This is a genomic window from Streptococcus suis, assembly GCA_024583055.1.
Classification (GTDB): Bacteria; Bacillota; Bacilli; order Lactobacillales; family Streptococcaceae; genus Streptococcus; species Streptococcus suis_V.
Map to the genome: position 1 here is coordinate 353,206 of CP102145.1, position 13,361 is coordinate 366,566.

The following is a 13,361-nucleotide window of genomic DNA, read 5'->3' on the forward strand; positions in this document are numbered from 1 at the left end:
TCCCATTTCAAAAAGGCTGAGAGTGTTTCTCAGCCCTTTGCATTAATCTAGGACCAAGGCTCGTTGGTCTCTTTCTTGTGGAATACCTTCCATTACAGTTGCCACATAGTGTTGTAAGAAATGACTTTTCTGGTCTAGTAAATCTTTTTGCAAGGCAAGGTGAACCAAATCTCCAAAATAATCCTGACTGGAAATAGCCAAGTCCTGTTGGATCATGGCCTGTAAGGTTTCAAGGCTAAGTGGTGAATAATCGTCACTATCCAAAACCTCATACTGTTCCAAGGTGTCTGAGAGACTATTTGAAGACATTAAATCCATAATAAAACTAGAGCCTTCCCCTGTTCGGTACAGCTTTTCCAGAATGTCAGTCATATCTGCCTGTACTTCATCCTGATAACTATCAACTTTAACTCGTAGCTCATCACTTATCAAGGATAGGTCATCCTCATCCATATAATCTTGATAAACCTGATTGAGGATTGTTCTATCAGAAATACTTAATTCCAAAGAGAGAAAGGCTTTGATAAACTCTTGGTAATCGACCTTCTCCATTTCAGACAAAGCCTCTTTCATGGTGTCAAAGTTCCAAGCCATCACACAACTCCTTTTGTGGGACTAGTGGTGAATGTCCAGATTGTAGCTCTTCTAAATCAGCTTGACCATCACCATCTGTATCAACAGACTGCGGATTGGTTCCCAATGCTAGTTCCTGAGCATCTGTCAAACCATCTTGGTCTGAATCCTTTTCATAAATAGTTTTTGGATTCATCTACTTCTCCTCCTTTTTCTTCAGTCCATAAGCCGTACCAAGTAGAATACCAGCTCCAATCAAGCCCAAAATGGATTCCTGTTCCCCTGTATTTGGCAAAACGCTTGCTGGAACAGGCGGTGCAATAGTCTCAATTGGTGGTTGAGGTGGTGAGGGTTGATTTGGACTTGGTTCTTCAGGTTGAGGTGTATGTGTTACAACTGTATTTGAGCTGATGACATAGCCATTCACTGTATGAAGGTAGGTATTCTCCACCTGACCAGTCGCAATCCGTTTCATCTGCAGGTAAACATCTGCCTGAAAGGCTGAATCATCAGAGATAGTCTCTAAGAAGGATTTATCAAATGAAATTGACACTAGGCCATTTTCTGTATCCACCTGTTGCAAGGTATATTTCGTGACTTCTGTTCCCTCTTTTAAGACTGAACCGTCTTTGAGGCTGACATCCGTCATCAGATAGCTGCGGTAAACACCATTGTACTCATCATGCTTTTCATCATAGTTATCTTCAAAACCATATTCAAATAAATCAGTCGCACGATTGCTTGGAATCAATGCTCCAACCAAGCGATAGTTAAAGGTTTGATACAAGGCCACTTCTTTCCCGTCAAGGCTCTCATCTTTATGAGACAAGTCAATCATCACATCTTTTTGTGGGTCTAGTTTGGGAACATTATTGACAACTGTTTCCGTGACATAGGCCAAGCCAAAATCAATCTGATAGGCTGTATTTTCATACTGACCACCTGTTTTGGTCAACTCATTTTTAACAGTCATCGGGAGCGTGACAACTAAAGTTTGACCAGTCTTCACATAGGTCTCATAAAAGGTTTTGGGTTCATCGCTACTAAGAACTTGAATGGCTCCTTTAGGTGTAAACTGACGTTTAGCCATGGCATCTTGGACGACTTTCGGAGCTTCTGACAAACTAGTGTAGGTGCTGACGGAGATACCAGATACAAGATTGCCATCCTTATCCAAAACTTGAATGCCATCAGGATTTAGGGTAAGGGCTTCTTCTGGGTAATCGTCTACCATGTAAAATCCCTTGGCAAGAACATCATCCGTCACGTCTATGTCCTTGTATTGACTGTAATCCAGTACAATTTTGTAATAATTGACCGTATTCGGAAGAACAGTCTTTCCATCAATTGAAATACCTTCTTGATTGGTATTAGACTTATGTGGAGTTACTTTAGGGACAAAATTGGTCACCGTGTTGGTTTCATAGGCTTGCCCAAAGTCCACCTGATAAGCCACGTTTTCATAAGACTTTCCTGAATTAAGCATGGTTTCCAAAACCATCATCGGAGTGACAATGGTAATATTCTCCCCCTTGGTCACATAAGATTCATAAAAAGCTTGTGGGTCTTCAGGCATGAAAACTTGAAAGGCTCCTTTAGGCTGAATTTTTTGTTTCGAAAGGGCTGCTTGTAGCGTTTTAGGAGCTTCTGAAAATTGAGAATAAGACTTCACCGTGATTCCTGAAACTGTTTTGCCATCAGATGTGACAAACTGAATAGCTGCTTCATCCGGCAATAAAGCTTCTTCTGGATAATCATCCACAAAGTAAAAACCTTGTGCAATCTGAGACTTGTCTGCTTTAATCCCTCGGTATTGGTCCAAATCCCATGAGAGAGTATAGTGATTTTGAGTTCCCACTAGCATGGGCTTCCCATTGATGTCCACTTTGTCTTTATTGAGGTTCTGTTTCTTGGGTTCTGGAGAAACAAGGGTGTTGGTCACTTCCTTGGTTTCATAGCCATTTCCAAAATCAACTTGATAAGCCTTATTTGTATAGGTCTTAGTTTGACCATAGAGACTATCTTTCACCGTCATTTTGGTCAAAAGAGCTAAAGAAGTTCCTGTTTGAACATACTGGTCATAAAAGGCTTGGTTGTCATCCGGCAAAAAGACTTGAAAGGCACCTGTCGGTGTAATCTTAGCACGAGCTAATTTATCTTGAAGGTCTTTAGGAGCTTCATTTAGTGAAGCATAGTTTTTAACCGTTATTCCTGATACCTTCTGACCGTCAAGGGTTGTAACAGCCGTCCCATTTTCCACCACATCAAGTACTTCTTCTGGGTAATCGTCCACAAAGAAGAAGCCTCGTGCAATTGTCTCTATAGCAGAACGATCTCCCTTATACTGGTCCAAATCCCAAATCAATCGGTAGTGGTTGGTTGTGCCAAGGGCTACGACCATGTCATTAATGAGGACACCATCCGCATTTTCATTGTTTTTATCTGGTGTAATGAGTGTGGTTGTCTCCCCATCACCTGGTGTACGAACCGTTACAACATTTGAAGTGACTGTGTAAGCATTGGTTGTATCCTTGTTCAAAAGGAGTTTGTAACTATTGGAATAGGTTGCCCCATCATTTTGAACAGAACCATAGAGTTTTGGAGCAGTCAGTTGATAAACCTTGGTTAAATCTTTATTAACCTCCTGCAACAAGTTTTCCTTTGCAGTCAAGGTCACAAAATTCTTAGTCACATCAAAGTTAAGGACATAGTTTCCATTCTCTTTTTGTGTTGTTTCCTTATCAAATAGGTAACCAGCAGGCAAGTAGTCCTCAAAAATGAGACTAGTCGTTTGTGCACGATTGGGCGATAAGGCATCAACTGTTAAGGGATAAATCACCGTTGAATCTTTTGCGACAGTTTTCTCATGAAGATTAGCTTGGTCACTATTGACCACTTCTTTCATAATCTCTGGAGTTGTCGTCAAACGGTACGCATGATAATGGACAGTTGGTACTTGTGGTGGCGTTGGAAGTTCTTTTGGAATAGGTTTGACAGGTAAGGTTACCTTGGTCAAAGTTAGACTAGGCTGCACCACTTCTTCCAAAGGCTTTGGCGTAAAGGTTACAGGCTTTTCTGGTGTAAATGTTTTAGGAGTAAAGACATCTGGTGTTACCGTAATAGGTTCTGGAACGGGTTCAAGTTCCACCGCTACATGAGGTTTAGGACTATACGGTGTTACTGTACGTGCAACTGGTAGGGTGTTTAAGGCGAACCAGTATGACAAGCCAACATCCTGTGGCATATCGCCTTGGCCAAAGGTTACAGTGTAGGTATTTCCTGATGTGACCGTTGAGACAATAGCTCCTTTATAAGCATAACGACTTGATGTGGTATCCCATTCCTCAGCTAAATTCAAATCACTTGCACGGTTGGAACCCAAAGAACGTGCTAGACCTTCATTAGTCACTTGAACGGTTGAGCCATTAATCGGCACAAATTTCCCAGATGAATCTTTAACATATTCTAGACCAATGTCATTATGATTGAGGGACGAGTGTGTAAAGACACCTGGTTTTTCTTTGGAGAAGGTGACTTGTGAACCGTCTTCCAAGAAATACTTAGCAACTACGCGAAACTCCATCTTATCCGTTCGCCAGTCACCATTTCCATCATTTCGGTAGGCGATAAAGCCTTCGGTTGGATCATTTGGTACAACCAGCTTCACGGCAGCGGTTCCAGCTGGTGATACAAGGTTGGTAATATCGTAAGTCACACGGCTAATCTTTTTCCCATCAAATCGTGCATTTTGAAGATTTTGATAATTAAAACTGAGGGTCTCACCTGTTTTGAAGCTATCATAGACAAAGAATCCTGTTGAATCCAAAATTCTTGAGTACCCACCCAGCATAGCATCGCCAGTTGAAATGATCTGATTAGGATTTCGGGTAATAGCCCCATGTTGTGCTTGGGGTTCACCATTATTGAGATTGAGGGCTTGAGCTAGGGCTTCAGAAATATAACCTTCTTCACCTTTTGAAATCTCGGCCAAGTCACGTTGATAGCGTTCCATTTCTTTGGCATTGTAGGCATCGATCGCTTCATTCTCTTTTCTGGCTGCGACTTCTTTTGCTTGATTGCGTTTTGTAATGGCTTCAATCTCAGCTGCTCGATCTGAAACTAATTGTTGTTTCTCTTGATTAGCCTGATCTACCGCAGCTTGACCTGCACGGTTTTCAGCATCAACAGCTGCTTGACCAGCCTGATTACGCCTTTCAATGGCTTCATTATCTGCCTTTGCCTTAGCAAGTCCAGCTTCATTTTCTTGTTGAATGGCCTGATTTTTCGCAACAATATCATCTGCCTTTGTTTTCTTTGTTAGATAATCTGCTACAGCTTGTTCGTTAGTTGATTGAATGGTTTCAACAGCCTTGCCATAGTTTGTATAGTCAAGTACAGATGTCCCATTTCCTGATGAAACTACTTGTTCTTTCACTGTCACATCAGCATCTGAATACCGAGTTTTTAGGTCATTGACTTTGGTATCAACCCAAGTATTTGAATCTTTACCAGTTTGGTTGGCCCCCTCATAGGCCTGTGACAGCTCCTTATTTTCCTGTTCGATGCGGGCTTTATTCGATTCGTATGTCGCTTTGTCAGCTTTGTAGGTTTCAGTAACTTCATTGATAGCCTTAACTTGGTTTTGGGCATCTGCTTCAGCTTTTGAAATTTGTTGGCTGGTCTCTGACGCAGAAGTTGTATTCCCCAAATCCATTGGGCTATCTTCAACCGTAGAAACACCTTCAGCCTTTGCCTGTTCCACTGCTTGTGTTACCGTATCATGTGGTACGGTGACAGCAATCGCTCCATTAGATTGTCCAGTTAACGCTAAACTTTCAGTTTGTTCAGAAACAGGGGTTGGTTGTGTTTCTGGTAAATTCGTAGCTGGATTTTCCGTTCGTTGAATGGTGGTGTCAACTGAAGTTGTAGCTTCATCAGCATGTGCAACCGTTCCTCCCCAAGCAACAACAGCTGTCACCATGGTTCCAAGGGCAACCGAACATAAAGTACGATATTTTTTACTCTTGCGAAAGACGTGTTTCTCGCCTTTTTCCTGATTGACAAGAAAGTGATGATTACATGTTTTGGTCATAAATAGTCCTTCTTTTCTTTTTTATGTAGCAACAAACTGTCACTCTTTATTAGATACGAGGGCGTTAAACGAGCACGACAAAAATAGGAGTTTTGACGAAGAACTTTCCGTTCTAGGAGAAACTCTCTTTTTTGTACAGCTCGTAGCCCAAGTTCAATACCATCATAAAAAAGAAGGCTTGATTTTGTTATCACAATAAAATGAGGGAAAAGAAAATGTTGCTTTTATACCACAAATATTGTAAAATTGTAGTGTAAAAGCAACAAGTGGGAGGCCGTATGTCAAAAAAAGAGATTCTACTCGATTTTATAGAAAAGAACAATGGAATTGTCACAAACAAAGATTGTAAAGCACTAGGTATTCCAACAATATATCTGACAAGACTAGAGAAAGAAGGCATTATCTTCCGAGTTGAAAAAGGTATTTTCCTAACCCAAAACGGAGACTACGACGAATACTACTTCTTTCAATATCGTTTTCCTAAGGCTATTTTCTCTTATATTTCGGCACTGTATCTACAACAGTTTACAGATGAAATTCCACAATATTTTGATGTGACAGTTCCTAGAGGCTACCGCTTTAATACTCCTCCAGCTAATCTAAATATTCACTTTGTCTCTAAAGAATACAGCGAGCTGGGAATGACTACTGTACCTACTCCTATGGGAAACAACGTAAGGGTATATGATTTTGAACGTGTTATTTGTGACTTTGTAATACATCGAGAAAAGATTGATTCCGAACTCTTTGTCAAGACACTTCAATCTTATGGGAACTATCCTAAAAAAAATCTAGCAAAACTCTATGAATATGCGACAAAAATGAATACTTTAGAAAAAGTTAAACAAACTCTGGAGGTCCTAGTATGAATAAAGCTAAATTAACAGCACTCTGTCATAAAATATCAAAGAATACTGGTTTAACCTTTAATTCCGTGATGACCTATTACTTTCTTGAAGTCATTTTGAAAAAATTAAGTCAAAGTTCTTATTCAAATCACTATATCTTCAAAGGAGGATTCCTACTTTCGAATGTCATCGGAGTTGAATCTCGTAGCACTGTTGATATTGACTTTTTATTCCATCAAATAACACTCTCAGAAGAAACTGTTAAACAGCAACTTGAAGAAGTTTTAGCAGATTCTGATGAAGGTATATCTTTTGTGATTCAATCAATCACAGCTATTAAAGAAAGTGATGACTATGGTGGCTATCGAGCAACCATTTTGTGCCAACTTGAGAATATTAAACAAGTTATCCATTTGGATATTGCGACAGGTGATGTTGTAACTCCTCAGCCGATAACGTACGACTATAAAGCTATTTTTGATGAAGACAATTTTCCAATCATTGCTTATACAATTGAAACAATTCTAGCTGAAAAACTTCAAACCATCTATTCACGTAACTTCTTGAACAGTAGAAGCAAAGATTTTTACGATGTTTATATTCTTTCAAAACTGAAGAAAGAAGACATTGACTTCATTCAGTTGAGAAATGCCTGTCAGAGAACATTTTCATATCGCGAAACAGAACTCGATTTTGTAAAGATTATTGAACTACTCGAGAGGTTCAAATCTGACCCTATTCAGAATAAACAATGGCAAAATTATTCAAAAAAATATAGCTATACAAAAGGGATTTCACTTGCAGATGTTCTTGATGAGATGATTAGTCTTATTACAATTATTATTTCTACTGACTCTGATTAAAACTTTTAACTGCCCAACTAGGTAATCGTGACATTAAACGAAAAGGATATACTAACATTTATTCATTTTGTTAGCATATCCTTTTTTATTTCGTCGTATACGCAAAACTCAAGCTACTATCCACTCCAGATAATTTACGGAAGGTGTAGTTGGGATTGCCATTGTAATTGGTTTCGGAGATAAGGAATGAGCCATCTGGGTTGACTTTTTCGACGAAAGCCACATGTCCGTATTCTGTTGGTGTACCATGTCCTCCTCCCGCAAAGGAAAGAATAGCTCCAGCTTGTGGACTTGTCCCTGTCTCTCCACCGAGACTTGCGACTGTACGAACCCAATCTTGGCCATTGCCCATGGTACTGATAATCGGCAGCACAACCGATAACCTCCGAAGAATACTTAAAAATAAAAAAAAGAGGAGGACTGACGCATCAGACCCTCCCAGACGTGACTAGCACGCCCCAATTCGATACAACTATGATACCACTAATTTCGTTTTTCGTCAATAAATTTACTTAATTGTTGAATTGATGTTTTTCTATGCTAAATTCTCAAAGTAAGTTCTAGTCTGTCTTAAAAACTGGAAATTAGACTGAGACAAGGAAATAAGGTAGAACTTACTATGGGACAAGTTGGCAATCGACAATGAAAAACAAACACTTAACTCTCTCTGATCGCAACGATATTCAAATAGGAATTGAACAACTTAAGCCCTTCTCAGCTATAGCAGCTAAGTTAGGTAAAGATCCTTCTACAATCTCAAAAGAAGTTCGGAGAAATCGAGTGGTTAAAGAAAATTCTGTGACATCTAATTGTGATTCTTGCCCTCTACTCAAAAAGGCTCCCTACGTTTGTAATGCCTGTCCGAAAAAGAGAATCAATTGCGGATACCAGAAACAATTCTACTACGCAAAAAGAGCTCAGCTTGATTACGAAGCTAAGCTCTCAGACTCGAGAACAGGTGTTGCCCTAAACAAGGAAGAATTCTATCGTATGGACGAGATTGTCTCTGCAGCCATCCAAAAGGGACAACACCTCAACCATATCATCGCCTCAAACGAACTTTCGGCATCCAGAGCTTCTATCTACAGATACCTTGAAAAAGGCTATCTGTCCACAAAGCCCATTGATTTCCCCCGTGTCGTGAAATTCAGAAAGCGGAGAACCAGAAACCTACAACCCATTCCTAAAATTGCCAAAGAAGGACGGTCTTACGAGGACTTCCAACGCTTTCTCACAGAGAAAGGAATCAGCTATTGGCTGGAAATGGACACCGTTACTGGACGGATCGGCGGAAAGGTACTTCTCACCTTTAACCTCTCCTTCTGTAACTTTATCTTCGCTCGATTACTTGATAATAAAACAGCTAATGAGGTCGCTAAACATCTCTACGCTATCAAGAATGACCTACATCAGAAAGAGATGGACTTCTGCGAAATATTTCCTGTCATTCTGACTGATAATGGCGGTGAATTCGCCAGAGTGGACGACATCGAAATGGATGTGCGTGGAGAATCTAAGCTATTCTTCTGTGACCCCAATCGTTCTGACCAGAAAGGGAGAATTGAGAAGAATCACACACTTATCAGAGATATTCTTCCTAAAGGAAGTTCGTTTGACAACTTGACACAGGAGGACATCAACCTGGTTTGTTCGCATGTCAACAGCATCAAACGAGCTTCTTTCAACGGAAAATCCGCCTATGAACTCTTTACATTTACCTACGGTGAGGAATTGGCAACACTTTTGGGAATCTCTAAAATTGACCCTGAGAACGTCATTCAATCACCTCGATTATTGGATAAATAATCGCTAGTTTTTATTAAAAAATAATTTCAAAAATAGAAAGGAACTTGTCCCATCCAAAATTCCAGATAGCTAGAACTTACTTTGAGACGTCTCAGAGCCAGTAACTTTAGTGTACTCTTTTTTTCAACTTTTTCAACCCTAAAACTCACTATTATCAACATTTTTAGTCAAAAAAGAACTTAGTCTGAGACTAAATTCTGTTGATGTTATGCAGTTTTCTCAAAGTAACTTCTGGAAGGACGGGAACTAGAACTTACTTTGAGAATTTACCGATGTTTTTCTATTTGTACTGATAATCTTAAAGAGAATATCACGATTATTGAGTGAAACATCAAATCGTTCAACAATTTCATTGAATTGATTGATGTAGTTATTGAGGACTACTGTATCAAATTTTAGAATGTTCAAAGTCCAAATTAGTAGAATGAAATAATCTTCAATGAAAACACAAGTGAATGTCGATAATCCTAAATCTTGTTTTATCTGTTTTTTGAGTGCTTTAGATACACCGCTTGAAAAATTAGCATCAAAAATCGCACTGTTGTGCATGGTAGCATTCCTTAACTCAATAAGAGCGTTGACAACTAACTCGAGAGAGTTTGACCTATTTGGAATAATCGTGAAATCTTGATTCAATTTTTCACGACTTGACTTAGTTAAACTTCCTAAAAATCTACTAAACTGTCCTAAAGTAATAACTTCAAAATAAGCCCAGAGAGGAATTTGATAATCACTTTTTAAATAATGCTTAATGACCTCATTTTTATCTGAGTAATAGTCAATTGTATCCAGTACATTTTGTCTAGTTTCATTATACTGATCGAGTTTATTACCATATTTTTCATGGTCTTCAGGATAGTCCATGTAACAAGCTAATTGATGTTCTAATATATCTTCTATCCCACTACTAGATTCTGCGACTATTGAATCGATAGTCCGATTTTTTAATGCTGTCTCTACAAGCATTACTATTGGATAAAATAGTCCTTTTAACTCCATATCAAAATTGTAGATTGCTTCAATTTCCTTAAATGAAGAAAGGGGCAGAATCCCATCTGAATTGGATTTTTTAACGAATCTATATCGTTTATAACTATGATAATATCCCATATTTAAGAGTGTGACAGAGTCACCATCTTGAATATCTATTTTATGATTTTTAAAGATATGGTTAACTAGATCCCCAGAAGTTAAACCAGTTTTCGACTCTTTTTTCATTTTTTCAATAATTGTTTCCATTAAAATATTCAGTAACCTCTCCTTAGTATTATATCATATCACTAAACTTATCAAAGTAACTAAAAGGTAGAATTTCTTACGAAATATTTGCAAAACAATATGCTAACAAATCCAATTATTGTTAGCATATCCTTTTTTTATTTCGTCGTATAAGCAAAACTCAAGCTACTATCCACTCCAGATAATTTACGGAAGGTGTAGTTGGGATTGCCATTGTAGTTGGTTTCGGAGATAAGGAAGGAGCCATCTGGGTAGACTTTTTCGACGAAAGCCACATGTCCGTATTCTGTTGGTGTGCCATGTCCTCCTCCCGCAAAGGAAAGGATAGCTCCTTCTTGTGGACTTGTCCCTATCTCCCCACCGAGACTTGCGGCTGTTCGTACCCAATCTTGGCCATTGCCCATGGTACTGATAATTGGAATCTTCTCACCGTTTTTACCTTTGAGTTTTAGCCCCAGTTGGTTGATACGGGCTGCGACTCCCCAAGTACATTGGCCGAAAGCGTAACCCATCCCGTCACCACCTCCTGGAATAGAGTTTTCAAAAAGGTCTCCTCGTACAGCTTCAAGTGCTTTTGGATCACTTTGTGCTGTCCCACCGTTGGGTTGACTAAAGCCTTTTTCAATTTGGTAATACCACTCACTTGCCCGTGTCTGACGCTCAAGTAGCTTATCCCCTGAATTTCCTTCCCAGTAAATGAGGAAGAGTTGGGCAAGACTAGCTGGACTACCTGTATTTTTGAAGAAATCTTTTAACCAGTTGGTGTAATAAGGACTGTCCCCATGCAACATGAAATCCAGTTGTAACTCTAAGTCATACCACTTTTGATGTTTTCCTTTGGCATATTCCAACAATAAAGTATGTCTGCGTGACCCATCCGCGGTATCTGTCCATTGGCCTAAGCCTAAACCACGTTTGAGAATATTTGGGTAACGTCCATTGTATATAGTTGGACCATTAAGTGAGAGCCAGCCCTCATCATCCCACGAACTATCTGTTGCACCAATAGGGGGAGATAGATAGTCGCCCTCGGCACGTTTCGGGTTGATGGAGGATTCTACCGACCAGTTACCTAGAATGGCTGCGATGGCTTGATTGGTCGCACCTTTGCTTTTAAGATAGTCATAAATTGCCTTGGCTCTCTCGAACTCATCGCCGCCAAACTGACCGATAGTTGGAAGGATGGTTGTCTGAACCTGGATCACTTTTGGAAAGTAGAAAGCTGGATTGACATAGACTAGCTTATCCGTGTCATCATCAACCTTTTGATAGGTGACTTTTAGACCCGTTCCGTCTTTGATCTGACCAATAATATCTCCTGCCAAGACTTGTTGATGTTCACTCACTCGGCCTGAATGAATGCCAAACAAGGTTAGTTTAGTCTTATTCACTCCCTTACCAGATGTCAAAACAACGTTCTCTCCATCAAGAGATACCTTGCCATCCATCGGAGACACAATGACTTGACCTTCTTTTGCTTCTAAGATGATATGGTGATGAAGCGTTGGTTTCTCATCAATGACCTCATACCCATATCGGTAGGTCATGTTTAAGCTATCCTCATCGGTCTGTCCCTGAAAGGGGTTGTCCAATTCTTGAAGGGCTAAATAGTTGCCTTCTTCTGTCAATTCCTTTAGTTCTTCCTGGTCCTCATCAGACAGCTTGTAAGCAGGTTCTTTATACAAGTCAGACATGGATTTAATAGAATCACCACCATTTAAGTCCGTCCAGACTTGACTGAGAAATGCTTTGTAGGTCGCACCACCTGTTTCCATGACATCGTCAAGCTTGTAGTCTTGGTATTGATGATTCATGTAAACCATGACCTCATCAATCTTGGTGTAATAGGTAATCCCTTTTTCGTTAGTTCTCGTATGCTCCGCATCTTCCCACGTCATGTGGGTATAGCTCTTACTCAATTCTATCTCATCTTGTTGAATGACACTACTACCTGAAACACTCATGAAAAAGCTCATCATCAAAAGGAGTATCAAGAGAATGCCTGAGACAATCCAAGTCAAAGGATTTCCCGCAAGGACAGAAAAGAAAGTCATACTTCCCTTAATGGCTTGGACGATTCCTTTGAAACCTGCGACACTTTGTTTTCTGACATGCTTTAAATAGGTTTGGTAGCGTCTTCTTGGTTTAAGAGGTTTCTGGCGTGTGAATCCTTTTCCCTTTTTGAAGTTCTGGAATCGTTCCTTTCCATGAGAAATTTTTGATTTGGTAATCCGCACACCAGTCTGACCACTTTTCACTGCCACCTTACCTGCTTGATAGGTTAACCTGCCATAGCGTCTGGCTTTTAAGCTAATATCCTTTAAGGTTCTTAGACCATCTAAATCATCCTCCTGTGCTATCAGGTCAAGCGATTCAGATGCAGCTAAGCCTAATCCAACTTTGACTTTGGTAGAGTTTTTCTTAGACTTTCGGACTTTCTTGAGTTGTTTAACCTCACGCTTGACAGAACTTACGTCTTTTTCTGCACTGAGTCGATCAAATGATTTTTCTTGGTGAAACTGAAAGCGAGACTTCAGGGAAGAATTTTCTTTTTGGAAAGTAAACTTGGGATTAACTACCTGTTGTTTCTCACTTAGTTTCACTTCTGACAGATGTTTTCTTGCCGTCCGCAAACGTTCTTGAGCTTGCGGAAGTCGATAGTTCTTGATTTCCTTTACCTTCAACAGTTTAGGAGAAACATAGGTAATTTCTTTTAAGAACTTCTCTTCTGCTTCCTTTTGGCTACTGAGTAGATTTTCTTTTAACTCTATTTTCTTATCTTGAAAAAGAGAATTTTGGGCTGGTTTTCGAAATCGTCCTTTTTTAGGAACAGTCTGTCTTAAGGTCCTAACTTCTTTCCGATAATGCATACGGGCCGATTTTAAGTTGCTTCGAAAGTTTTGCCTAGCCTGTTTGACTAGCTTTTTATCCTCTTTCATC

General features: G+C 39.6%; 8 protein-coding genes and 1 pseudogene. 3 read left to right on the forward strand and 6 right to left on the reverse strand.

All coding sequences use genetic code 11. From position 1 onward, the window contains the following. Positions 1–42: 42 nt before the first annotated feature. The 3 genes from NQZ91_01725 to NQZ91_01735 are packed head-to-tail and all read right to left on the reverse strand — an operon-like array spanning position 43 to position 5,665. Positions 43–594, reverse strand: a complete 552-nt coding sequence (locus NQZ91_01725; GenBank protein UUM58117.1) for a hypothetical protein — start codon at positions 592–594, stop codon at positions 43–45. Next, complete coding sequence (locus NQZ91_01730; GenBank protein UUM58118.1) at positions 578–769, reverse strand: calcium-binding protein; 192 nt, start codon at positions 767–769, stop codon at positions 578–580. Before NQZ91_01730 ends, NQZ91_01725 begins: the two co-directional genes overlap by 17 nt. Next, entirely contained in the window at positions 770–5,665 is a 4,896-nt protein-coding gene (locus NQZ91_01735; protein UUM58119.1) for an LPXTG cell wall anchor domain-containing protein, read from the reverse strand. A 278-nt stretch (positions 5,666–5,943) separates the two neighbouring features. On the opposite strand from NQZ91_01735, the gene NQZ91_01740 reads away from it, so the two are divergent. Continuing rightward, positions 5,944–6,534 (forward strand): type IV toxin-antitoxin system AbiEi family antitoxin domain-containing protein, encoded by a 591-nt coding sequence (locus NQZ91_01740; protein ID UUM58120.1) that lies wholly within the window; start codon positions 5,944–5,946, stop codon positions 6,532–6,534. After that, a complete protein-coding gene (locus NQZ91_01745; GenBank protein ID UUM58121.1) occupies positions 6,531–7,376 on the forward strand; it encodes a nucleotidyl transferase AbiEii/AbiGii toxin family protein in 846 nt (281 codons plus the stop codon). The genes NQZ91_01740 and NQZ91_01745 overlap by 4 nt, the downstream gene beginning before the upstream one ends. A gap of 85 nt (positions 7,377–7,461) precedes the next feature. Here NQZ91_01745 and NQZ91_01750 read toward each other — a convergent pair. After that, positions 7,462–7,746 (reverse strand): annotated as a pseudogene (locus tag NQZ91_01750) (CHAP domain-containing protein). 272 nt (positions 7,747–8,018) lie between these two features. Between NQZ91_01750 and NQZ91_01755 the strand changes: the two are divergent. Continuing rightward, entirely contained in the window at positions 8,019–9,182 is a 1,164-nt protein-coding gene (locus NQZ91_01755) for an IS30 family transposase (GenBank protein UUM58122.1), read from the forward strand. Between the two features lie 246 nt (positions 9,183–9,428). Here the strand turns inward: NQZ91_01755 and NQZ91_01760 are convergent, their stop codons facing one another. Beyond that, a complete protein-coding gene (locus NQZ91_01760) occupies positions 9,429–10,421 on the reverse strand; it encodes an Abi family protein (GenBank protein ID UUM58123.1) in 993 nt (330 codons plus the stop codon). A gap of 137 nt (positions 10,422–10,558) precedes the next feature. After that, positions 10,559–13,360, reverse strand: a complete 2,802-nt coding sequence (locus NQZ91_01765) for a phage tail tip lysozyme (GenBank protein UUM58124.1) — start codon at positions 13,358–13,360, stop codon at positions 10,559–10,561. Position 13,361 lies beyond the last annotated feature (1 nt).